Raw genomic sequence first — 22424 nt, forward strand, 5'->3', positions numbered from 1 at the left:
CTACAAATCAACGATTGAGGAAGTTTGCCAGCAGCTGATGCCCCTGCTCGCTGAGGATACTTTCCGGGTGAAACTGCACCCCTTCAAGATCCCACTCGCGATGGCGAATAGCCATAATCTCTCCGCTCTCGCTGCGGGCCGTCACTTCGAAGCAGTCAGGCAGAGTATCCGGGTCAATGACCAGAGAGTGGTAGCGGGTGACGGTGAGAGGATTGCTTAACCCCTGAAACACGCCGCGTCCGCCGTGGCTGACGGGCGACGTTTTTCCGTGCATGACTTTGGCGGCGCGGACGATAGTGGCACCGAAGACCTGGGCGATAGCCTGATGGCCCAGGCAGACGCCCAGCAGCGGCACCTTCCCGGCATAATGCCCGATGACGGCCAGGGAAATCCCTGATTCATCCGGAGTGCAGGGGCCTGGTGAGATAACGATTTTCTCCGGCGCCAGCGCCGCGATCTCCTCCAGCGTCAGCTCATCGTTACGCTTAACCAGCACTTCGGCTCCCAGCTCGCAGAAGTACTGATACAAATTCCAGGTAAAAGAATCATAGTTGTCGATAAGCAGGATCATAGTGGCTCCGGAAAGAACAAAACCGGGCTATTCTACTCAGATTCTCGCGCTTCGCTTACCACTTTGGCAAAGATCCGTTCGAGCGGCTGAGGATCGCCCATGGCCCCCAGCTGATTAGCCCGGCTCCACTCCTCAGGATCGATATCGCGCCAGTCGAGGATAAAGCCGGCATGAATCGCCAGTTGCTCAAAGAAAATGCGCTGCGCCAGCCCGCTGCCGAGGCGAAAAGGGTGCAGCACATTGATTTCGCCGTAGTACCAGCTCAGGCGCGCAATAAAAGCGTTGCGCTCCAGGCCGCTCAGATAGTTCTCCTCTTCCAGAGCCCGCATCAGCGCGTTGCCCTCCTTTTCAATCCATGCGAAATGACAAAAAGGAGTATCTCCCTGATAGATATCAATTTCCCTGAACTGTCCGGCCCAGGAAAAAATATCCTGGTAGAGCTGATGGTGAATCGAGCAGAGATAGGGCAGCCCGCGCCCGCGCGGCCCCAGGGGAATCGTCGCCGCGCGTAGCGAGGTGACCTCCAGCATCACCTGCTCCAGACGCCGGGCCTGGCGAATGCCGGGAAGATTACGCAATACGTCGAGTACGGGATAGAGATAGGGATCGCGATCGTCGCCATATTTACTGCTCATGACGCCCCCTCAGCTCAGCAAGACGCGCCAGCGCTTCCTCGGCGCTTAGCGTCACCAAAGGTACAGCGACCCCTTCCAGGCGACGGCTGGCCTGAAAATTCACGCTACGAGTCTGTTCCCAGAGCCGGGATTTTTGCTTATCGGTGAGTGAACGCATGCTCGCCTCTCTTATCGTCCCCTGTGCCACAAGTATAAGCAGCAATTTCGGGTCACGCAGAAAGGCGGAAACAACGGCGCGAGCGTGAGCCGCCCGCGCGGAAGAACTTAAGGCAGGACCTTCGCTGAGAGGATCACGACAGGTTTTGACGGCACATTCTGATACGGCCCAACGTTATGCGTCTGGACCTGAGAAATCTTGTCGGCGACGTCCATTCCTTTGACGACTTTACCGAACACCGCGTAGCCAAAATCACGCTGTCCGTGGTCGAGGAAGGCATTGTCCGCAATGTTGATGAAGAACTGGCTGGTCGCGCTGTCCTGATCGGCGGTGCGCGCCATCGCGATGGTGCCGCGGGTGTTACGCAGGCCGTTGTCCGCTTCGTTCTTGATCGGCGGGTTCGGCTGCTTTTGCTGCATCTGTTCGCTGAAGCCACCGCCCTGCACCATGAACCCTGGGATCACGCGGTGAAAAGTGGTGTTGTTGTAGAAGCCGCTGTTCACGTACTTGAGGAAGTTATCTATGGAAATCGGTGCTTTCTGGCTATTTAACTCCAGCTCAATATTTCCCGCAGAAGTCGTCAGCAAGACATGAGGATCGCCCTTCGCTGCCATAGCCGGGGAGAAAGCGGAAATAGCGAAAACGGCAACCACCGCCGCCAGAGTTGATTTGAGCATCGAGATTCCTTAACGGAGCAGAAAAAAAGCAAGTGCATTGATTCTAAAGAGCCTTTGCATCCTGGGCCAGCCTTTTACCTAATTTTACGTAGCTGAAACAGTTGTAACGAGGCGTTTGCCGCTCGGCTGAATATATAAAAGAGATCCACATCACACTAATCCATGCAAAAAGATCTACATTTCATAATAAACGTTGCTTACATCACTCGAATGAATAAAATCTGTTCGCCCTGGCGCAGAGTCAACGCGCTTTACATTTCTATTCACAGGCCAGTCATGACTAACAGCAATCGTATCAAGCTCACATGGATCAGCTTCTTCTCCTACGCCCTGACCGGAGCGTTGGTGATCGTCACCGGGATGGTGATGGGCAATATCGCCGATTACTTCCATCTGCCCGTTTCCAGTATGAGCAACACCTTCACCTTCCTCAATGCCGGGATCCTGATCTCTATCTTCCTGAACGCCTGGCTGATGGAAATCGTGCCGCTGAAAACGCAGCTGCGTTTTGGCTTTATCCTGATGGTACTGGCGGTAATCGGGCTGATCTTTGGCCACAGCCTGACGCTGTTCTCCGCGGCGATGTTCGTGCTGGGTCTGGTCAGCGGGATCACCATGTCGATCGGTACCTTCCTGATAACCCATATGTACGAAGGCCGCCAGCGCGGCGCTCGCCTGCTGTTCACCGACTCCTTCTTCAGCATGGCGGGAATGATTTTCCCGATGGTTGCCGCCTATCTGCTGGCGCGCAGCATCGAGTGGTACTGGGTGTATGTCTGTATTGGTCTGGTTTACGTCGCTATCTTCGTTCTGACCTTCGGCTGTGAATTCCCGGTGCTGGGTAAAAAAGCGCAGCAGGACAGCCAGCCGGTAGTCAAAGAGAAGTGGGGTATCGGCGTGCTGTTTCTTTCCATCGCCGCGCTGTGCTATATCCTTGGACAGCTGGGCTTTATCTCCTGGGTGCCGGAATATGCCAAGGGCCTGGGCATGAGCCTTGGCGACGCGGGTAAGCTGGTGAGCGATTTCTGGATGTCGTACATGATCGGTATGTGGTCATTCAGCTTCATTCTGCGTTTCTTCGACCTGCAGCGCATTCTTACCGCTCTGGCGGGCCTGGCTACGGTGCTGATGTACCTGTTTATTAACGGTTCACCGGAGCATATGCCGTGGTTTATCCTGACCCTTGGCTTCTTCTCCAGCGCTATCTACACCTCGCTGATCACCCTGGGCTCGCAGCAGACCAAAGTGTCGTCACCGAAGCTGGTTAACTTTGTGCTCACCTGCGGCACCATCGGGACGATGCTGACCTTCGTGGTCACCGGTCCTATCGTCGCCGCCAGCGGGCCGCTGGCAGCGCTGCAAACCGCTAACGGCCTCTATGCCGTGGTATTTGTGATGTGCATTATCCTCGGCTTCGTCTCCCGCCACCGCCAGCACGGCGCGCAGGCAGGGTCACACTAAGTCGCGTTAGGCCTTTGGCCCCTTTGCGTCAGCAGAGGGGCTATTACGGGTAAAGAACAGCTCCTCCCCGCCTTTATCGGTCTGTATCCAGGTCTGCGCCAGCTGCGTTGTGGCAATCACCCGCCCCTGACGAATGGACCAGCGTACCGGTACCTGGCAGCGCACGGCTTCGAAACCGTTTTCCGCAGGTAGAATAATCAGGTTGGCCGTATTCCCCGAGCTGATGCCATAGTCGCTCAGACCAAAAGTGCGGGCGCTGTTGTCGGTAATCAGCTTCAGCCCGTCGTTAATCTGCTGATAGCCCATTAGCTGACAAACGTGCAGCCCCATATGCAGTACCTGCAGCATATTGCCGGTACCCAGCGGATACCACGGGTCGAAAACGTCGTCGTGACCAAAGCAAACGTTGATCCCTGCGGCCATCAGCTCTTTTACCCGGGTAATACCGCGCCGCTTTGGATAATCATCGAAGCGTCCCTGCAGGTGGATATTCACCAACGGGTTGGCGACAAAGTTGATCCCCGAGAGCTTCAGCAGGCGAAACAGCCGCGAGGTATAGGCGCCGTTATAGGAGTGCATGGCGGTGGTATGGCTGGCCGTAACCCGTGGGCCAATCCCCTCTTTTAAAGCCAGGGCCGCGACCGTTTCGACAAACCGCGACTGCTCATCGTCGATTTCATCGCAGTGGATATCCAGCGGACGCTGATATTTCTGCGCCAGGCGAAAGGCGATATGCAGGGACTCAACGCCGTACTCGCGGGTAAACTCGAAGTGGGGAATAGCCCCAACCACATCGGCACCGAGGCGCAGCGCCTCTTCAAGCAAGGCCTCCCCATTGGGGTAGGATAAAATCCCCTCCTGTGGGAAGGCGACTATCTGCAAATCTACCCACGGGGCTACCTCCTGCTTCACTTCCAGCATCGCTTTTAAGGCGGTCAGCGTCGGGTCTGAAACATCGACATGCGTGCGCACAAACTGTATACCGTTCGCAATTTGCCACTTCAGGGTTTTCCACGCACGGGCTTTTACATCCTCATGGCTCAGTAAAGCCTTGCGCTCTGCCCAACGCTCAATACCCTCGAACAGCGTCCCGGATTGATTCCAGCTCGGCTCGCCGGCAGTTTGCGTCGTATCCAGATGGATATGCGGTTCAATAAACGGTGGAATGGCCAGCCCACCGCGGGCGTTGAGCACTTCAAGGCTATCGCCACGCGCTTCATCCATCGGGGTTATATCGCCAAAGCAGCCTTTATCTATTGCTATCTGCCATAGCCCGTCGCGGCCCGGCAGGCGCACGTTCTGAATCAACCAAAGTGGTGCTGCTGTCATCTTGATGACCCCCGTTGAAATTGCTTAATTTTCATCCATCCCGAACCCGCAATTCCCTGCTGTTTTTGTACACAAAAGCAACAAAAAGGAAAAGCCTGACTTTTCCATGACTTAGAAAAACCTAAATAAATCATGATAATACCCATTAAGTGGTAGGCAGGATTGAATTTGATTTGCATCAATAAGTGTACCGGCTGAATCGTTAAGGTAGGCGGTATTAGAAAAGAAATCGAGGCAAAAATGAGCAAAGTCAGAATCGCTATTATCGGTAACGGCATGGTTGGCCATCGCTTTATCGAAGAGCTTCTTGATAAGGCGCCTGCCGGACAGTTTGATATTACCGTGTTCTGCGAAGAACCCCGTATCGCTTACGACCGCGTCCACCTGTCATCTTACTTCTCCCATCATACCGCGAAAGAACTTTCGCTGGTTCGTGAAGGATTTTACGAGAAGCACGGCGTTAACGTCCTGATCGGCGAGCGCGCAATTACGATTAACCGCCAGGAGAAGGTCATTCACTCCAGCGCGGGACGCACCGTATTTTACGACAAACTGGTCATGGCAACCGGCTCCTATCCGTGGATCCCGCCGATTAAAGGCGCAGAAACCCAGGACTGCTTCGTTTACCGTACGATTGAAGATCTTAACGCCATCGAATCCTGCGCACGGCGCAGCAAACGCGGCGCCGTAGTCGGCGGCGGTCTGCTGGGCCTCGAAGCCGCAGGCGCGCTGAAAAACCTCGGCGTTGAAACCCACGTTATCGAATTTGCGCCAATGCTGATGGCCGAGCAGCTTGACAATATGGGCGGCGAGCAGCTGAAGCGCAAAATCGAAAGTATGGGCGTGAAGGTTCATACCAGCAAAAATACGAAAGAAATCGTCCAGCAGGGCAGCGAAGCGCGGAAAACCATGCAATTCGCCGACGGTAGCGAGCTGCAGGTCGATTTCATCGTGTTCTCCACCGGTATCCGCCCGCGCGACAAGCTCGCCACCCAGTGCGGTCTGGCGGTAGCTCAGCGCGGCGGTATCGTAGTGAATGATACCTGCCAGACCTCCGATCCGGATATTTACGCCATCGGCGAGTGCGCCAGCTGGAACAACCGCGTCTATGGTCTGGTCGCGCCGGGCTACAAAATGGCCCAGGTTACCGTCGACCATATCCTCGGCGCGGACAACGCCTTCACCGGCGCCGACCTTAGCGCTAAGCTGAAACTGCTCGGCGTTGACGTTGGCGGTATCGGCGATGCGCATGGCCGTACGCCCGGCGCACGCAGCTACGTCTATCTTGATGAGAGCAAAGAGGTCTACAAACGCCTGATCGTCAGCGCAGATAACAAAACCCTGCTCGGCGCGGTGCTGGTCGGCGATACCAGCGATTACGGCAATCTGCTGCAGCTGGTGCTGAACGCTATCGAACTGCCAGAAAACCCGGACGCGTTGATTCTGCCGTCCCATGCCGGCAGCGGTAAACCTTCTATTGGCGTCGATAAACTGCCGGACAGCGCGCAAATCTGCTCCTGCTTCGACGTGACCAAAGGCATGCTGATTTCCGCTATCAATAAAGGCTGCCACACCGTTGCCGCGTTGAAAGCCGAAACCAAAGCCGGTACCGGCTGCGGCGGCTGTATCCCGCTGGTGACCCAGGTGCTGAACGCAGAGCTGGCAAAACAGGGTATCGAAGTTAACCATAATCTGTGCGAACACTTCGCCTACTCGCGCCAGGAGCTGTTCCATCTGATCCGCGTCGAAGGCATTAAAACGTTCGATGAGCTGCTGGAGAAACACGGCAAGGGCTACGGCTGCGAAGTGTGTAAACCTACCGTGGGTTCTTTGCTGGCCTCCTGCTGGAATGAGTACATCCTCAAGCCTCAGCATACGCCGCTGCAGGAGACCAACGATAACTTCCTCGCCAACATCCAGAAAGACGGGACCTACTCCATTATCCCACGCTCCGCAGGCGGCGAAATCACGCCGGAAGGGCTGGTGGCCGTCGGTCGCATCGCGCGCGAATATAACCTCTACACCAAAATTACCGGCTCGCAGCGTATCGGCATGTTTGGCGCTCAAAAAGACGATCTGCCGGAAATCTGGCGTCAGCTGATTGAAGCGGGCTTTGAAACCGGCCACGCCTACGCCAAAGCGCTGCGTATGGCCAAAACCTGCGTCGGCAGCACCTGGTGTCGCTACGGCGTTGGGGACAGCGTAGGCTTCGGCGTCGAGCTGGAGAACCGTTACAAAGGCATCCGTACGCCGCATAAAATGAAGTTTGGCGTGTCCGGCTGTACGCGTGAATGCGCTGAAGCGCAGGGTAAAGACGTCGGCATCATCGCCACCGAAAAAGGCTGGAACCTCTACGTTTGCGGCAACGGCGGGATGAAACCTCGTCACGCGGATCTGCTGGCGGCCGACCTTGACCGCGAAACGCTGCTCAAGTATCTCGACCGCTTTATGATGTTCTACATCCGTACCGCCGATAAGCTGACGCGTACCGCGCCCTGGCTGGATAACATGGAAGGCGGCATCGATTATCTGAAGCGCGTCATTATCGACGACAAGCTTGGTCTGAACGAACACCTGGAAGAAGAGCTGGCCCGCCTGCGTGCAGCCTTCGCCTGCGAGTGGACTGAAACCGTCAACAGCCCGGCAGCGCAGATCCGCTTCAGGCACTTTATCAACAGCAGCCAGCGCGACCCGAACGTTCAGGTTGTGCCGGAACGCGAACAGCATCGCCCGGCCACGCCGTATGAGCGTATCCCGGTGACTCTGGTGGAGGAAAACGCATGAGCCAGTGGATAAACATCTGCAAGATTGACGAAATCCTGCCGGCAACCGGCGTCTGCGCGCTGCTTGGCCAGCAGCAGGTCGCCGTATTCCGCCCTTACCAGGACGAGCGGGTTTTTGCGATCAGCAATATCGATCCCTTCTTCAACGCCAGCGTTCTTTCTCGCGGCATCATTGCCGAACATGAGGGCGATCTGTGGGTCGCCAGCCCGTTGAAAAAGCAGCGTTTTCGTCTGCGCGACGGCTTCTGCATGGAAGATGAGAGCCACTCCATCGCCCATTTTGACGCGCGGGTAAAAGACGGAAAAATTCAGCTTAAAGCCTGATTTTCCGTGGTTCCCTCTGGTATTCAGGGGGAACCATATGTTCTGCTTATGCCCACTAATCGGTAAGCACCGGAAAAGTCGTATATTTTGTAGGTACTCCGCTGCTATGCTACGACGGCTCATCATCTCTCATTGCCCTGCTGCGAGGATATTCCGTGGATCACTTACCCATTTTTTGCCAATTGCGCGATCGCGACTGTTTGCTGGTCGGCGGCGGTGATGTTGCCGAACGTAAGGCGCGACTGCTGCTGGATGCCGGTGCCAAATTAACGGTTAACGCCCTCGATTTCTCTCCGCAGTTTCAGGTGTGGGCTGATGAACAGATGCTGACGCTGGTAAAAGACAGGTTTAATCCCCAACTGCTCGATTGCTGCTGGCTGGCGATCGCCGCGACTGATGACAACGACGTTAACCAGCAGGTCAGCCAGGCGGCGGAAGCGCGACGTATCTTTTGCAACGTCGTGGATTCGCCGCAGCAGGCCAGCTTCATTATGCCCTCGATTATCGACCGCTCGCCGCTGATGGTCGCCGTCTCCTCCGGCGGAACTTCACCGGTGCTGGCGCGGCTGCTGCGCGAAAAGCTGGAGTCGGTTCTGCCGCTCCATTTGGGCCAGCTGGCGCATTATGCCGGCCAGCTGCGGGCGCGGGTTAAAAAACAGTTTGCCACGGTGGCCGAGCGTCGCCGCTTCTGGGAAAAGCTGTTTATGAACGACCGCCTGGCGCAGTCGTTAGCCAACGAAGACCGGCAGGCCGTAGCCGATACGACCGAGCGGCTGCTGAACGAACCGCTGGATCACCGCGGTGAAGTCGTTCTGGTGGGCGCCGGACCGGGTGATGCCGGTCTGCTGACCCTGAAAGGGCTGCAGCAGATTCAGCAGGCGGATGTCGTGGTTTATGACCGGCTGGTCTCAGACGATATTATGAATCTGGTTCGCCGCGACGCCGACCGGGTGTTCGTCGGCAAGCATGCGGGCTACCACTGCGTGCCGCAGGATGAGATTAACCAAATTCTGCTGCGGGAAGCGCAGAACGGCCGCCGGGTTGTGCGTCTGAAAGGCGGCGATCCGTTCATTTTCGGCCGCGGTGGCGAAGAGCTCGAAACCCTGTGTAATGCCGGTATTCCCTTCTCAGTCGTGCCAGGGATCACCGCCGCCTCCGGCTGCTCCGCCTATTCCGGTATTCCTCTGACCCATCGCGACTTCGCGCAGGGCGTTCGCCTGGTCACCGGGCATCTGAAAACCGGGGGAGAGCTGGACTGGCAAAACCTGGCAGTCGAAAAGCAGACGCTGGTGTTTTATATGGGGTTAAACCAGGCGCCAGCGATCAGAGAGAAGCTTATTGCCCACGGCATGGCGGCTGATATGCCGGCGGCTATTGTTGAAAACGGCACGGCGGTCAGCCAGAAGGTGGTCACCGGCACCCTGGATCAGCTGGATGTGCTGGCGCAGCAGATGGCGAGCCCGGCGCTGATTATCGTCGGCCGCGTGGTGAGCCTTCGCGACAGGCTCAACTGGTTCTCTAACCATTAAGATTCGCCGCTTCGGCTTCTCTGCCCGCAGCATGATGAACGGGCGGGCGGCGGACAAGGGCAAAAAAGCAAAAGGGCGGGATTAACCCGCCCTCTTTACCGACTTTATGCGTTCTGTCTTGACCGCCGATGCTTACGGCTTCGCAACAAAACCAATCGCTTCGTATACCGCTTTCAGCGTTTGTGAGGCGCGAGCGCTGGCTTTCTCCGCCCCGTCTCTCATCACCTGATTCAGGAAGGCTTCATCGTTACGGAAGCGGTTATAGCGCTCCTGAAGCTCAACCAGCATGCCGGACACCGCATCGGCAACTTCGCCTTTCAGATGACCATACATTTTCCCGTCGAAGTGCTGCTCCAGCTCCGCAATGCTCTGGCCGGTAACGCCGGAGAGAATATCCAGCAGGTTAGAAACGCCGGCTTTGTTCTGCTGGTCGTAGCGCACCACCGGCGGCTCGTCGGAGTCCGTTACCGCACGCTTGATCTTTTTCACGACCGATTTCGGGTCTTCCAGCAGGCCGATCACGTTGTTGCGGTTGTCGTCCGACTTGGACATCTTTTTCGTCGGCTCAAGCAGCGACATGACGCGCGCGCCGGATTTAGGAATAAACGGCTCAGGAACTTTGAACACCTCGCCGTAGATAGCGTTGAAGCGCTGCGCGATATCGCGGCTCAGCTCCAGGTGCTGCTTCTGGTCTTCTCCCACCGGTACCTGGTTGGTCTGGTAAAGCAGAATATCTGCCGCCATCAGCACCGGGTAATCAAACAGGCCGGCGTTAATGTTTTCCGAGTAGCGGGCGGATTTGTCTTTGAACTGGGTCATGCGGCTCAGCTCACCGAAATAGGTGTAGCAGTTCAGCGCCCAGCCCAGCTGCGCATGCTCCGGCACGTGCGACTGAACGAAGATGGTGCTTTTCGCCGGATCGATACCGCATGCCAGGTAAAGCGCCAGCGTATCCAGCGTGGCTTTACGCAGTTTCTCAGGGTCCTGACGCGCGGTGATGGCGTGCAGATCCACGATGCAGTAGATGCAGTGATAGTCATCCTGCATGCCCACCCACTGACGCAGCGCACCCATGTAGTTGCCAATGGTCAATTCACCTGAGGGCTGTGCGCCACTAAAAACGATGGGCTTAGTCATTTTTTAATTCCTGAGTTTCACTGGACGGTAACCCGAGAGCGGGTAAGAGTTCGTTAAATTGGTCAAAGATATAATCCGGCTCGCTGAGCGCAATCGGCTCACCGTAGTTGTAGCCGTAAGTCAGGCCGACTGAGCCAAAGCCGGCCGCTTTCGCCGCCAGAATATCGTTACGCGAATCGCCGACAAACAGCATCTCAGCGGCAGCCAGCCCCAGCTTTTCCGCTACCAGCAGCAGCGGTTCGGGATGCGGCTTCTTGTTCTGTACATCGTCGCCGCCGATAACCACGCTAAAATATTTCGCGATATCCAGGGCTGCCAGCATCGGCGCGACAAACGGCGTCGGTTTGTTGGTTACCAGCGCCAGAGGCAGCCCTTTGGCGTGCAGAGCGCCCAGCGTATCGGCAACCGCCGGGAACAGGAAGCTGCCCTCTTCCGCGGCTTCAGCATAGTAGCGGTCAAACAGCTTGCGCAGCACTGCGAGCTGCTCGGCCTGCGGGATGTCATCGCGATCGACGGAAGGTTTCCCCCCGGCCGCACGCAGCGTCGCGCGCTCCTGGCGTGCCCAGGTAAGGGCGCGCTCCATCAGCACGTCCGCGCCGTTGCCAATCCAGGTGACAACGCGATCCTCTCCCGCCATCGGGAGTTCTAAAGCGTAAAGCGCGCTATCAACGGCGGCCGTCAGGCCCGGCGCGCTGTCCACCAGCGTACCGTCGAGGTCAAACGCGATGCCGCGAATAGCCTGTAATTTATCCATGACTAACCTTCGCTAATTCACTGCGCATTTGATCAATGACTTTTTTATAGTCCGGCTGGTCGAAAATCGCCGAGCCGGCCACGAACATATCCGCCCCTGCTGCCGCAATTTCCGCGATATTGCTGACTTTTACGCCGCCATCGACTTCCAGGCGAATATCGTAACCGGATGCATCGATGCGCTGGCGAACCTCACGGAGTTTGTCGAGGGTCTGCGGAATGAAAGACTGGCCGCCGAATCCCGGGTTGACGGACATCAGCAGGATCACATCCAGCTTATCCATCACGTAATCAAGGTAGCTCAGCGGGGTTGCCGGGTTGAACACCAGGCCTGCCTTGCAGCCGTGCTCTTTGATGAGCTGCAGGCTGCGGTCGACGTGTTCCGACGCCTCCGGATGGAAGGTGATGATGCTGGCGCCCGCTGCGGCAAAATCAGGAATGATGCGGTCGACCGGCTTGACCATCAGGTGCACGTCGATGGGAGCGGTGACGCCATAGCCGCGCAGCGCTTTCAGCACCATTGGGCCGATAGTCAGATTCGGCACGTAGTGGTTGTCCATCACGTCAAAGTGCACAACGTCTGCACCTGCAGCCAACGCTTTGGCGGTATCTTCACCCAGACGGGCAAAATCAGCCGACAGAATCGAAGGGGCAATCAAATACTGCTTCATCCGCATCTCCTTGAAAATTATTTAGTCTTCGGCGGACGGTAAAGAGCAAGAAGCTCGTCCACCTTCTTTCGGGTTCCACCGTTGCTGCTGATACTGCGTCGAACTTTGACGACGTGCAGTTTAGCCAGACGATACCATTCGCGCGTCAGCGCGGTATCGTGGTTAGAAATCAGAACCGGAACCCGCTGCTCGAACAGGTTCTCCGCCAGCTGCGCCAGGTGGGCCTGCTGTTCGGAATTAAAGCTGCTCGTATGGTACGCCGTAAAATTAGCGGTAGAAGACAAAGGCGCGTACGGCGGGTCGCAGTAGACCACAGAAGCCCCGTCGGCTCGCGCCATGCTGTCGGCATACGACTCGCAGTAGAAGTACGCATTCTGCGCCTTCTGTGCAAAATGATACAGTTCAGCTTCGGGGAAATAGGGCTTCTTATAGCGGCCAAAAGGCACGTTGAACTCACCGCGCAGATTGTAACGACACAGACCGTTGTAGCCATGACGATTCAGATAAAGGAACAGCACCGCACGACGAAGCGGGTCCTGGCTTTGATTGAATTCAGCACGGAACTGGTAGTATCTCTCTGCCACGTTGTTCTCAGGCGTAAACATCTCCTGCGCCGCGGTAACATAATCATCTGCCTGCGATTTGACGATGTTGTACAGGCTGATCAGATCGCTGTTGATGTCCGCGAGGATATAACGAGAAAAGTCGGTATTAAGAAATACCGACCCGGCGCCCACAAAGGGCTCAATCAGACAGTCGCCCTGCGGCAAATGTTTTTTTATATCGTCAAGCAGGGGGTATTTCCCCCCCGCCCATTTCAGAAAAGCGCGATTCTTTTTCATGCTGCCTAACTAATTACACATTCTCCAGCTGTGGAGAAAGCTCCGACAGCACCCTGCGCTTAAGACTACGCCGCGGCTTATTTCAGGTCAGCCTGAACCTGATGCAGCGGTTTTGCCCACGGATTTTTCGCCTGCACATCCGCTGGCAGAGTCGCTACAGCGCGTTTAGCTTCATCTTTCGAAGCGTAAATGCCGCTGACCAGCACATACCAAGGCTGACCGTTACGGGTAGTTTCATAGACGACGTACTTATCCAGCTTCTCTTTCTTCGCCCAGCTACTCAGATTGTTGTAGTTGGAGGAAGAGCTGAGCTGCAGGGTGTAGTTGCCGGCCGGAGCCGCTTTCATCGAGCTCACGTCGCCGGACGTTTTGCCGCCAGAAGCGGCCGCTGTCGCCGCCGGAGCAGCAGTAGCGGTTGCCGCAGGCGCGGCGGCCGGCGTCGGCTTAGCCTGGGCAGTCGCGGCAGGCTTAGCTGGCTCTACGGCTGGCGTTCTCACCGGCGCCGCAGCGACGGTGCTTTCTACACGCTTCGGCTGTGCCGGCTTCGACTCAACCGGTGCTTTCGCGGTAGCCATCGGCTTCGGCTCAATAACGGTGTGCTTACGCTCAGCCGGACGCGGAGCGGCGGCTGCCTGAGTCTGGCGCTCGGTGGTTGCCTGACGCGGAGCCGCGCCGTTGCGCATCGGGGCGACGGTTGCAGGTTCGGTCGGTAACGTCGAGTTTGCCACGGCGCTGTCAATCTGGCCCTGCTGCTGAGTCAGGGCGTTGTTCAGATCGCCCTGAACCTCGACGCGCTGCTGTCCCTGAGGCTCAGCGGTAGTCTGACCCTGGGTTGGATTAGACGCAATTGGCGGCAGAGAAACATCCTGCTGCTGGGCGTTACCCGCGGTCTGGTCCTGAACGGCAGGCTGACCGCTGTTGTCCTGTGCGTCTGACAGATTGATACTCTTCTCACCTGTCGCCGCTTGTTCGTTAGAGGAAGACGGCGATTTCAGTGCGGAACCGATGCCGACAATCAGCAGCAGAAGCACGAGGATCCCCACCCCCATCATAATATACTGGCGAGAGGCAGGCTTCGCTGGCGCTTTCTTACGCTTACGCGGACGGCGCTCAACCTGCTGCTCTTCGACCTCGTCTTCTTCAGACTCCAGGTCTTCTTCATACTCTTCTTCATCGCGCTCACGACGTGCTTTACTCGCGCGCGTCGGACGGCTCTCGTCCGCCTCAAGATCGACATCATCAAAATTGATCTGCGGATCGCTATCGCGCTCGGAAGACTGACGGGAACGACCAGCACGACGATCGTTGCGATCGGCTCTCAAATCGTCTTCTGGTTTTAATTCATCCATTTAACACCCCACTAAAAGGCTTATGCTCACGACTATTGCACGTCACCTGAAATGATAACGCCGCGCGGACGCGGCTAGACCTTCTTATTGTTGCGCCTGCTCAGTATCAGCAATCGCGCCAAGAACTACATCGTGCGACACTCCGCCGCGAACCTCGCTTTTCCCTATAGCGAGCGGTAGCACCAGCCGCATTTCGCCTGCCAGCACCTTTTTATCACGCATCATGTGGGGCAGATACGCTTGCGCGGTCATCTCCTGCGGCCCACTGACCGGCAGACCCGCGCGCTGTAGCAGCGTAATAAGACGCTGCGTATCCTGTGCGCTGAACTGCCCTAACCGTTCGGACGTACGCGCAGCCATCACCATCCCGGCAGCGACAGCCTCGCCGTGCAGCCAGTTACCGTAGCCCATTTCGGCTTCGATAGCATGACCAAAAGTATGTCCAAGATTCAGTAAAGCACGTAACCCGGTTTCACGCTCGTCGGCGGCGACAACTTCGGCTTTCAGCTCACAGCAGCGGCGAATACAGTACGCCATTGCTTTTTCATCCAGCGCCAGCAGCGCATCGATGTTATTTTCCAGCCAGTCGAAGAATTCACCGTCAAGGATTACGCCGTATTTAATGACTTCAGCCAGGCCGGAAGACAGTTCGCGCGCCGGCAACGTCTTAAGACAGTTGAGATCGACAACGACAGAAACTGGCTGCCAGAAGGCACCAATCATATTTTTACCGAGAGGATGATTGACGGCAGTTTTACCACCGACCGAAGAATCCACCTGCGACAGCAGGGTGGTTGGAACCTGAATAAAACGCACACCGCGCTGATAGCTAGCCGCAGCAAAGCCGGTTAAATCACCGACCACGCCGCCGCCGAGTGCTACCAGTGTGGTGTCACGGCCGTGCGGTTTCTGCAGCAAAGCGGTGAAGACCGTATCCATCACCGTCAGGCTTTTATACTGCTCGCCGTCGGGCAAAATAACGCTGTCGACCTTAACACCCGCCTGCTCCAGCAAGGAACGAACGTTATCCAGATAAAGCGGCGCCAGCGTTTCATTGGTGACCAGCATAACCTGGTCGCCTGATTGCAGTGGCTGAAAGGAAGCTGGATCGTTAAACAAACCAGCCGCGATGGTAATCGGGTAACTACGTTCCCCGAGAGTTACAGTAAGCCTCTCCATAACGCGACGTCCACCTCAGTTGCTTTTACTCTGACGCACTTTATTAAGCCAGAATCAATTGCTTTCCAGCATATGAATAATCTGGTTTGCCACCACTTTCGCACTCTGATCGTCAGTACGAATAGTGACGTCTGCAATCTCTTCATACAGCGGGTTGCGCTCGTCTGCCAGCGCTTCAAGCACTTCGCGAGGCGGCGCTTCAACCTGTAATAGAGGACGCTTTTTATCGCGCTGCGTACGGGCAAGCTGTTTTTCGATCGTTGTTTCCAGGTAGACCACCACGCCGCGGGCGGAGAGACGGTTACGCGTTTCACGGGATTTTACAGAGCCGCCGCCTGTTGCCAGCACAATTCCCTGTTTTTCCGTCAATTCATTGATGATTTTTTCTTCACGGTCACGGAAGCCGTCTTCGCCTTCTACATCGAAGACCCAGCCAACATCAGCGCCGGTGCGTTTCTCAATCTCTTGATCGGAATCGTAAAATTCCATGTTGAGCTGTTGGGCTAACTGGCGCCCAATAGTGCTTTTGCCGGCACCCATAGGCCCAACCAGAAAGATATTGCGTTTCTCTGCCATTTTTTCGGTACTACTAAGACTATTCGTTAATGGTAAACCCGCTTCGCGAACACCCAGCGCAGCAGGACATGAACTGAAACCTCATATGCAATAGAGCGAGAGTCAGACTAAAAATTATCTCAATACTCCGGCAGGTTTGGCAACTGAATATACGCTTCATTATTCAAACTACCTCGCCGTTGGCTGCACTTATTCGCCTCCAGGTGCATAGTTAGCTATGTTTCTGGGGGTGAACTCGCTTACCGCCTCAATACGTCTTGAACGATTATGAGAATAAATCACCGGACAAAAAGGGAGGATTGATGCCGAACCCGACTCTCAAATCGGTACCCCTTGTATGCTAAATCCGTCCTCACGTCAAACACCTGAAACGTGTTTAGCAAGAAAAACGCCTAATGCACTGCCAGAATACGTGGGGTAATGAAGACAACCAGTTCGCGGCGCTCATTATCTTTTCCGTCCCGGCGAAACAGCTGACCAAGCAGTGGAATATCGCCTAGTAGCGGAATACTATCGCGGGCAGATTTGTTCTTTTGTGAAAAAATCCCTCCCAGCGCCAGGGTTTCACCGCTGTTAACCTCAACCTGGGTTTCAATTTCCTGTTTATCGATCGCCAGTACTTCGCCATTTTCCTGCTTCAGCACCTGACCCGGCATATTTTCACTGATTCGCAGCTTCAGACGCACGCGGTTCTGTTGCAGTACCGTTGGCGTCACCTCCATTCCCAGCACGGCCTCTTTGAACTCGACCGCCGTTGCGCCGTTCTCTCCCCGGGAAACCTGATAGGGTATCTCGCTCCCCTGCTTGATACTGGCGGGCTGCATATGGGAAGCCAACAGGCGCGGGCTGGCGATGATGTCTACCTGCTGCTTTTGTTCCAGCGCCGACAGCTCCAGCGCCAGCAGCCTCCCGTTAATGCGCCCGATATTAAAGCCCGTGCGCGTACTGGCATCGCTTGCCGCCAGCTGGCTGCCCAGCGCAGTAAATTTGCCGGAACCCGGCATGCTGCTGGCTTCAGCCAGGCTCCATTTCACGCCCAGCTCGCGCAGGCTGGTTTCACTCATTGAGACAATATGCGCCGCCAGCTCTACCTGGCCGACGGGCAGGTCCATCTCCAGAGCCCAGGCCTTCAGCGCGGCCAGATGTTCAGCGTCATCACGAATCAGCAGCCGGTTGGTGCGCTTATCGACGGTCAGGCTACCGCGCGGGCTGAGCAGCCTGTCGCCGTCCTTCGCAAGCTCGCCCGCATCAGCATAGCGCAGCACGACGCTATGCCGCTGCAAGGGGAGATTCTGTGCTCGTTTTGCGCGATCCGACTCAAGCTGCGCCTGCTGCGCTTTTTTCCACGCCAAAGTATGCACATACAGTATCGTTCCCTGCTGGCTGAACGTCAGCCCGGAGCTGTCGACAACTGACCGTAGAGCCTGCTGCCAGGGAACGTTATTCAGGCGCAGCGAGAGCGTTCCGCTAACGTCGGAAGCCACAACCAGATTCTGTTGTCGCAGCGCCGCCAGCGTTTGTAGCACCTGAGCCACCGGGGCCTCATCAACCACCAGAGATATCGGCTGCTCTTTTTTTGCCGCCGCGACCGCCAGCGGCAACAGAAATAACAGGCTTATCCATCGCATCTTTTTTCTCCTCACGCAGCCAGCGCCAGTGCCGGGGGTCGCATCCCGGCCCCGTCGTTATTTCGATTTTTTCCGCCGTCAGCAGGCTAATCTTCCAGCCGGCCGCGAGGGTTTCGTTTACCCTCACCCGACGCCACTTTCCCGCGCTGTCCTGCAGGATACCAATCCACTGCTCCGGGGAACCTATCGCCCCGCCGTAGCGCCACTGCGTCAGTTGCGCCACCTGACAGCGATCTTCCGCCGGCTGGAAGGGATCTCGCTCCTCGCCGGGCAGAGGAAGAGGTAGCAGCAGCACCAGACTCCACCATTTACTCCGCATCTTCGGCCTCCAGCTGCAGGCTCAGCCGCAGCACCTTTTTCTGCGGATGTAGCGAAAACGCGACAACCCGCATCCCGCAGTCTGCCAACCAGGAAAAGAGAGCCGGTACCGACGGCCAGCGCAGCTCAAGCACCATCTCCCCGCCTCTTCCTCCGGGCTTCCAGGCAATCAGCGCCGCCTCATCGACCGGCAGATGAAGCGGGGAAAAAGCCCGTCTCGCCAGCCCGACCGCCTCCTCCTGGGCCAGCGCTCCCCGCAGCGGCAGCAGCTTCCGCCACTGCTGGCGCAGACGATCCGAGCGGCCGTTTTCCTGCGCCGGTGGCGGAGCTATCAGCCAGAAACCGGCGGCGATCGTGAGCGGCAGCGCGATTGCCAGCGCCAGCCAACCGCCGCGAAGAGGGAAAAGTGATGCCTTCCAGCGCTCAATGAGTGCCCGCATAAACGCTTTCTCCTGCAAGGGAAAAACTAAACAGCCAGCGCCCACCGCCATCGCGCCGGGTTTCACCGGTTTTTGCCGGCCGAAATCCATCGATCTTCGTCAGCGCGGTTTCCAGCGCCGATAATGCGTTCAGGTGAAGGGTCAGGCCGCTGAGCGTCAGGGTGTTTTGCTGATATTCCAGCCGGGTTAGCCAGGCCGGCTCCGGCACCAGCGACGCAATCTTGCGCAGCCGCGGCTGCCAGGATCGGGTCAGCTCCCGCTGCCGTTGGCGCAGGTGCTGCTTTTCATGCTGCCGGAGCTGCTCGCGCATCAGGCTTTCACGCTGCTGGAGCGCGGCATACAGCTGATTTTCGGCTGCTAATCTCACTGAGCCGAGCCTGTCGTCCGCTTCCCGCGACGCCCGGGAAAGCGATAGCGCCATCAGCAGGCCCAGCAGCAGCCCGCCGGCAGAGAGCAGCCAAAGGCGCAGCCGCTGCCGCCGACGCGTTTCCCGCCAGGGAAGAAAGTTGATTGCCTGCACCACGATCAGCGCACTCCCAGCGCAAGCCCTAGCGCCACGACGAAGCTGTCGCCGCTGGAAGGAAGCGGAGGCTGCAGGCGATGGATCACGCTCCACGGGTCAAAGCGATATTCATCGGCAGGCCGGGCCGCGCAAAGCCCGAGCTGCCGGACGTTTAATCGCGCGGAAAGCTGAGCGAATGAGGCAACCTCTGCGCACGGGCAGCTGCCCCAGCTATCCTGCAAAGCCCATATCCAGTGCATTTCATCCTGCCACGCCAGTCCTGACCATTCCGGGGGCAGCCAGGGGAAAAAGGCGTTGAGGGCGCTGGCATCCGGGACAATGGCGCTAACCCTGAGCTTTAGCCGGGCGGCAAGCTGGCGTAGCGCGTCGATATCCAGCCGCTGAGCGGCAGTCACCCGCCACTCGTTGGCGACCGAGGATGCGCTATAATCGACGCATAATGAGGAGGCGGGCATTTCCAGCTGCTGGGCCATAGCGCTGGCTGCCCACATCGCCAGCTCGCTTTCACGCAGAGAAAGCTGCGGATGAGGGAGTCTCTTTTGCAGCGTTCGGCTGGCGGGAAAGGCGATGCTCACCTGATGCTGTAGCGGCAGCTCCCGTCGCCAGCCGCGCAGCCGCTCGGCCAGCGCAATGCCGTCAGCCACCTGCCCGTTTCGGACGATGCCGGGAGCCAGCGCAATATGCCACCAGCGACACAGCGCCCAGCGGGAGCGTTCAAGCCGCAGCGCCACGATAGCTATCTTATCCTGCTGGATATGCATCCCTATTCGCCAGTTCCTGAAAGCCATGGTGATATCTCCTTATCCGCCGTTACGGTTGAGCTCTATCAATGCACCAGGCTTGCCTTTATACTACTGCGCGTTTGTTTATAAACTGCCCAAATAAAACTAAATGGGAAATCTCCGGTGAAGTTCGTAAAGTATCTATTCATCCTTGCAGTCTGTTGCGTTCTGCTGGGTGCAGGCTCGATTTTTGGCCTTTATAAATATATTGAGCCACAGCTCCCCGATGTCGCGACCCTGAAGGATGTGCGCCTGCAGATCCCGATGCAGGTCTACAGCGCGGATGGCGAGCTTATTGCGCAATATGGCGAGAAGCGCCGTATTCCCGTAACCCTGCAACAAATGCCGCCTGAGCTGCTCAAAGCGTTTATTGCCACCGAAGACAGCCGCTTTTATGAGCATCATGGCGTCGATCCGGTCGGTATTTTTCGTGCAGCCAGCGTCGCCATGTTCTCTGGCCATGCGTCGCAGGGCGCCAGCACCATCACCCAGCAGCTAGCGCGTAACTTCTTCCTTAGTCCGGAGAAGACGCTGATGCGTAAGATCAAAGAGGCATTCCTCGCGATCCGCATCGAGCAGCTGCTGAACAAAGATGAAATCCTTGAGCTGTACCTGAATAAAATCTACCTCGGCTATCGCGCCTATGGCGTCGGCGCCGCGGCGCAGGTCTACTTTGGTAAATCCGTCGACCAGCTCAGCCTGAGCGAAATGGCCGTCATTGCCGGCTTGCCGAAGGCGCCGTCGACCTTTAACCCGCTGTACTCAATGGACCGCGCGACCGCACGCCGCAACGTGGTGCTGGCGCGTATGCTGAGCGAAGGCTATATCACGCAGCCTCAGTACGACCAGGCGCGTGGCGAAGCGATCGATGCCCGATACCATGCGCCGGAAATCGCCTTCTCCTCACCGTACCTCAGCGAAATGGTGCGTCAGGAGATGGTTAACCGCTACGGCGAAAAGGCCTATGAAGACGGCTATCGCGTCTACACCACGATTACCCGTAAAAACCAGCAGGCGGCTCAGCAGGCGGTGCGTAATAACGTGCTGGACTACGACATGCGCCACGGCTATCGCGGACCGGCAGGCGTGCTGTGGAAAGTGGGTGAAACCCCGTGGGACAACAAGAAAATCATCGCGACCTTAAAAAATCAGCCCGGCGCCGGGCCGCTCTCTCCGGCGGTCGTGACGTCAGCGAATCCGCAGGAAGCCGTTGCGCTGCTCGCTGACGGTACGTCGGTGATGCTGAATATGGACGGCGTTCGCTGGGCTCGTCGCTTTATCTCTGATACCCAGCAGGGTGCCACGCCGCGTAAAGTGACCGACGCAGTGCAGACGGGGCAGCAGATCTGGGTCCGTCAGGTGGGCAGCAGCTGGTGGCTATCGCAGGTACCGGATGTAAACTCGGCGCTGGTCTCCATTAACCCGCAAAATGGCGCCATTATCGCGCTGGTCGGCGGCTTCGACTTTAATCAGAGCAAATTTAACCGCGCCACCCAGGCCTTGCGTCAGGTGGGGTCGAACATTAAACCGTTCCTCTACACCGCAGCGATGGATAAAGGCTTAACCCTGGCGAGCATGCTCAACGATGTGCCGATTTCCCGCTGGGATGCCGGCGCGGGTTCTGACTGGCAGCCGAAAAACTCACCGCCGCAGTACGCGGGGCCAATTCGTCTGCGTCAGGGGCTGGGACAGTCGAAAAACGTGGTGATGGTTCGCGCGATGCGCGCGATGGGCGTTGATTACGCGGCGGAATACCTGCAGCGGTTCGGCTTCCCGGCGCAGAACATCGTGCATACCGAATCCCTGGCGCTGGGTTCAGCGTCCTTTACGCCGCTACAGGTTGCCCGCGGCTACTCGGTGATGGCCAACGGCGGCTTCCTGATCACACCGTTCTTTATCAGTAAGATAGAAAACGATCAGGGCGGCGTAATCTTCGAAGAGCGGCCGAAAATTGCCTGCCCGCAGTGCAACTCCCCGGTGATTTACGGCGATACGCCGAAGTCCAACGTTCTGGAGAATAAAGACGTCGAAGAGGTGGCGACCTCTGAAGATCCGCAAAACCCGGCAGTTCCGCCGCAGCCGCAGCTTGAACAGGCTAACCAGGCGCTGGTTGCCCAGAGCGGAACGCCGGAGTACGCGCCGCACGTGATTAACACGCCGCTGGCCTTCCTGATTAAAAGCGCGCTGAACAGCAACATCTTCGGCGAGCCGGGCTGGATGGGAACCGGCTGGCGCGCCGGCCGCGATCTACAGCGCCACGATATTGGCGGCAAAACGGGGACCACCAATAGCTCGAAAGATGCGTGGTTCTCAGGCTACGGCCCGGGCGTGGTGACGTCAGTATGGATTGGCTTTGACGATCACCGACGCGATCTGGGCCGCACCACCGCTTCCGGCGCCATTAAAGAGCAGATCTCCGGCTACGAGGGGGGGGCGAAAAGCGCCCAACCGGCGTGGGATGACTTTATGAAGAGAGTGCTTGAAGGCGTACCGGAAGAGCCGCTGACGCCGCCTTCCGGCATAGTCACGGTCAATATCGATCGCAGCACTGGCCAGCTGGCCAGCGGTGGCAATAGCCGCGCGGAGTACTTTATTGACGGCACGCAGCCCACGCAGCAGGCGGTCCATGAAGTCGGTACGACCCTTACCGACGGCGGTGGAGAGACCCACGAGCTGTTCTGACAAAAACAAAAAAAGCGCCTGCGGGCGCTTTTTCTTTTTCATCCATCCGTACGCTCAATGCGTCGCATCGCCGCAAGG

General features: G+C 57.2%; 22 protein-coding genes. 5 read left to right on the plus strand and 17 right to left on the minus strand.

Annotated elements, in window-relative coordinates:
• Positions 1-7 precede the first annotated feature (7 nt).
• From pabA to ppiA, 4 genes are all read right to left on the minus strand, one after another.
• Complete coding sequence (gene pabA, locus GO007_RS26895; RefSeq protein WP_095105258.1) at positions 8-571, minus strand: aminodeoxychorismate synthase component 2; 564 nt, start codon at positions 569-571, stop codon at positions 8-10.
• Positions 572-603: 32 nt separating this feature from the next.
• Positions 604-1206 (minus strand): putative adenosine monophosphate-protein transferase Fic, encoded by a 603-nt coding sequence (locus tag GO007_RS26900; protein WP_095105260.1) that lies wholly within the window; start codon positions 1204-1206, stop codon positions 604-606.
• Entirely contained in the window at positions 1196-1363 is a 168-nt protein-coding gene (locus tag GO007_RS26905) for a YhfG family protein (RefSeq protein WP_095105261.1), read from the minus strand. Before GO007_RS26905 ends, GO007_RS26900 begins: the two co-directional genes overlap by 11 nt.
• Before the next feature lie 107 nt (positions 1364-1470).
• On the minus strand, positions 1471-2040 hold the full coding sequence (gene ppiA, locus GO007_RS26910) for a peptidylprolyl isomerase A (RefSeq protein ID WP_095105263.1): 570 nt from the start codon (positions 2038-2040) through the stop codon (positions 1471-1473).
• Positions 2041-2316: 276 nt separating this feature from the next.
• Between ppiA and tsgA the strand changes: the two genes are divergently transcribed.
• Complete coding sequence (tsgA, locus tag GO007_RS26915) at positions 2317-3501, plus strand: MFS transporter TsgA (protein ID WP_095105264.1); 1185 nt, start codon at positions 2317-2319, stop codon at positions 3499-3501.
• Positions 3502-3507: 6 nt separating this feature from the next.
• Here tsgA and GO007_RS26920 read toward each other — a convergent pair whose 3' ends face one another.
• On the minus strand, positions 3508-4830 hold the full coding sequence (locus tag GO007_RS26920) for a cytosine deaminase (protein WP_095105266.1): 1323 nt from the start codon (positions 4828-4830) through the stop codon (positions 3508-3510).
• A gap of 240 nt (positions 4831-5070) precedes the next feature.
• Here GO007_RS26920 and nirB point away from each other — a divergent pair, with 240 nt between their 5' ends.
• From nirB to cysG, 3 genes are all read left to right on the plus strand, one after another.
• Entirely contained in the window at positions 5071-7614 is a 2544-nt protein-coding gene (gene nirB / locus GO007_RS26925) for a nitrite reductase large subunit NirB (RefSeq protein WP_095105268.1), read from the plus strand.
• The gene (gene nirD / locus GO007_RS26930; protein ID WP_095105270.1) at positions 7611-7937 is read left to right on the plus strand and encodes a nitrite reductase small subunit NirD; all 327 of its coding nucleotides are present in this window, start codon (positions 7611-7613) and stop codon (positions 7935-7937) included. The genes nirB and nirD overlap by 4 nt, the downstream gene beginning before the upstream one ends.
• A gap of 155 nt (positions 7938-8092) precedes the next feature.
• Positions 8093-9466, plus strand: a complete 1374-nt coding sequence (cysG, locus tag GO007_RS26935) for a siroheme synthase CysG (RefSeq protein ID WP_095105271.1) — start codon at positions 8093-8095, stop codon at positions 9464-9466.
• Positions 9467-9598: 132 nt separating this feature from the next.
• Here cysG and trpS read toward each other — a convergent pair whose 3' ends face one another.
• From trpS to GO007_RS26995, 12 genes are all read right to left on the minus strand, one after another.
• On the minus strand, positions 9599-10603 hold the full coding sequence (gene trpS / locus GO007_RS26940) for a tryptophan--tRNA ligase (protein ID WP_095105272.1): 1005 nt from the start codon (positions 10601-10603) through the stop codon (positions 9599-9601).
• Positions 10596-11357, minus strand: coding sequence for a phosphoglycolate phosphatase (gene gph / locus GO007_RS26945; protein ID WP_095105274.1), 762 nt, complete (start codon positions 11355-11357; stop codon positions 10596-10598). Before gph ends, trpS begins: the two co-directional genes overlap by 8 nt.
• Positions 11350-12027 carry a ribulose-phosphate 3-epimerase gene (gene rpe, locus GO007_RS26950; RefSeq protein WP_095105275.1) on the minus strand — a complete coding sequence of 226 codons (678 nt, stop codon included), beginning with the start codon at positions 12025-12027 and terminating at the stop codon, positions 11350-11352. Before rpe ends, gph begins: the two co-directional genes overlap by 8 nt.
• Before the next feature lie 17 nt (positions 12028-12044).
• Complete coding sequence (gene dam, locus GO007_RS26955) at positions 12045-12869, minus strand: adenine-specific DNA-methyltransferase (protein ID WP_095105276.1); 825 nt, start codon at positions 12867-12869, stop codon at positions 12045-12047.
• Between the two features lie 77 nt (positions 12870-12946).
• Entirely contained in the window at positions 12947-14218 is a 1272-nt protein-coding gene (gene damX / locus GO007_RS26960; protein WP_095105277.1) for a cell division protein DamX, read from the minus strand.
• Positions 14219-14302: 84 nt separating this feature from the next.
• The gene (gene aroB / locus GO007_RS26965) at positions 14303-15397 is read right to left on the minus strand and encodes a 3-dehydroquinate synthase (RefSeq protein ID WP_095105279.1); all 1095 of its coding nucleotides are present in this window, start codon (positions 15395-15397) and stop codon (positions 14303-14305) included.
• A 54-nt stretch (positions 15398-15451) separates the two neighbouring features.
• Positions 15452-15973, minus strand: coding sequence for a shikimate kinase AroK (gene aroK, locus GO007_RS26970; protein ID WP_004868452.1), 522 nt, complete (start codon positions 15971-15973; stop codon positions 15452-15454).
• A gap of 392 nt (positions 15974-16365) precedes the next feature.
• Positions 16366-17601, minus strand: coding sequence for a DNA uptake porin HofQ (gene hofQ, locus GO007_RS26975; protein WP_095105280.1), 1236 nt, complete (start codon positions 17599-17601; stop codon positions 16366-16368).
• A complete protein-coding gene (locus tag GO007_RS26980; RefSeq protein ID WP_095105281.1) occupies positions 17519-17920 on the minus strand; it encodes a HofP DNA utilization family protein in 402 nt (133 codons plus the stop codon). Before GO007_RS26980 ends, hofQ begins: the two co-directional genes overlap by 83 nt.
• Positions 17910-18359, minus strand: coding sequence for a HofO family protein (locus tag GO007_RS26985; protein WP_095105282.1), 450 nt, complete (start codon positions 18357-18359; stop codon positions 17910-17912). The genes GO007_RS26980 and GO007_RS26985 overlap by 11 nt, the downstream gene beginning before the upstream one ends.
• A complete protein-coding gene (locus GO007_RS26990; protein ID WP_095105283.1) occupies positions 18343-18882 on the minus strand; it encodes a PilN domain-containing protein in 540 nt (179 codons plus the stop codon). The genes GO007_RS26985 and GO007_RS26990 overlap by 17 nt, the downstream gene beginning before the upstream one ends.
• 2 nt (positions 18883-18884) lie before the next feature.
• Complete coding sequence (locus GO007_RS26995; RefSeq protein ID WP_095105284.1) at positions 18885-19670, minus strand: type IV pilus biogenesis protein PilM; 786 nt, start codon at positions 19668-19670, stop codon at positions 18885-18887.
• 117 nt (positions 19671-19787) lie between these two features.
• Between GO007_RS26995 and mrcA the strand changes: the two genes are divergently transcribed.
• Positions 19788-22346 (plus strand): peptidoglycan glycosyltransferase/peptidoglycan DD-transpeptidase MrcA, encoded by a 2559-nt coding sequence (mrcA, locus tag GO007_RS27000; RefSeq protein ID WP_189339929.1) that lies wholly within the window; start codon positions 19788-19790, stop codon positions 22344-22346.
• Positions 22347-22424: the final 78 nt, after the last annotated feature.

Source organism: Klebsiella sp. 10-1 (genome assembly GCF_009758445.1).
GTDB classification, from domain to species: Bacteria; Pseudomonadota; Gammaproteobacteria; order Enterobacterales; family Enterobacteriaceae; genus Klebsiella; species Klebsiella scottii.

Excerpts from the sequence above, each read along its gene's own strand:
- pabA (WP_095105258.1), bottom strand. The coding sequence starts at position 571 with ATGATCCTGCTTATCGACAACTATGATTCTTTTACCTGGAATTTGTAT.
- GO007_RS26900 (WP_095105260.1), bottom strand. The coding sequence starts at position 1,206 with ATGAGCAGTAAATATGGCGACGATCGCGATCCCTATCTCTATCCCGTA.
- GO007_RS26905 (WP_095105261.1), bottom strand. The coding sequence starts at position 1,363 with ATGCGTTCACTCACCGATAAGCAAAAATCCCGGCTCTGGGAACAGACT.
- ppiA (WP_095105263.1), bottom strand. The coding sequence starts at position 2,040 with ATGCTCAAATCAACTCTGGCGGCGGTGGTTGCCGTTTTCGCTATTTCC.
- tsgA (WP_095105264.1), top strand. The coding sequence starts at position 2,317 with ATGACTAACAGCAATCGTATCAAGCTCACATGGATCAGCTTCTTCTCC.
- GO007_RS26920 (WP_095105266.1), bottom strand. The coding sequence starts at position 4,830 with ATGACAGCAGCACCACTTTGGTTGATTCAGAACGTGCGCCTGCCGGGC.
- nirB (WP_095105268.1), top strand. The coding sequence starts at position 5,071 with ATGAGCAAAGTCAGAATCGCTATTATCGGTAACGGCATGGTTGGCCAT.
- nirD (WP_095105270.1), top strand. The coding sequence starts at position 7,611 with ATGAGCCAGTGGATAAACATCTGCAAGATTGACGAAATCCTGCCGGCA.
- trpS (WP_095105272.1), bottom strand. The coding sequence starts at position 10,603 with ATGACTAAGCCCATCGTTTTTAGTGGCGCACAGCCCTCAGGTGAATTG.
- gph (WP_095105274.1), bottom strand. The coding sequence starts at position 11,357 with ATGGATAAATTACAGGCTATTCGCGGCATCGCGTTTGACCTCGACGGT.
- rpe (WP_095105275.1), bottom strand. The coding sequence starts at position 12,027 with ATGAAGCAGTATTTGATTGCCCCTTCGATTCTGTCGGCTGATTTTGCC.
- dam (WP_095105276.1), bottom strand. The coding sequence starts at position 12,869 with ATGAAAAAGAATCGCGCTTTTCTGAAATGGGCGGGGGGGAAATACCCC.
- damX (WP_095105277.1), bottom strand. The coding sequence starts at position 14,218 with ATGGATGAATTAAAACCAGAAGACGATTTGAGAGCCGATCGCAACGAT.
- aroB (WP_095105279.1), bottom strand. The coding sequence starts at position 15,397 with ATGGAGAGGCTTACTGTAACTCTCGGGGAACGTAGTTACCCGATTACC.
- aroK (WP_004868452.1), bottom strand. The coding sequence starts at position 15,973 with ATGGCAGAGAAACGCAATATCTTTCTGGTTGGGCCTATGGGTGCCGGC.
- hofQ (WP_095105280.1), bottom strand. The coding sequence starts at position 17,601 with ATGCGATGGATAAGCCTGTTATTTCTGTTGCCGCTGGCGGTCGCGGCG.
- GO007_RS26980 (WP_095105281.1), bottom strand. The coding sequence starts at position 17,920 with ATGCGGAGTAAATGGTGGAGTCTGGTGCTGCTGCTACCTCTTCCTCTG.
- GO007_RS26985 (WP_095105282.1), bottom strand. The coding sequence starts at position 18,359 with ATGCGGGCACTCATTGAGCGCTGGAAGGCATCACTTTTCCCTCTTCGC.
- GO007_RS26995 (WP_095105284.1), bottom strand. The coding sequence starts at position 19,670 with ATGGCTTTCAGGAACTGGCGAATAGGGATGCATATCCAGCAGGATAAG.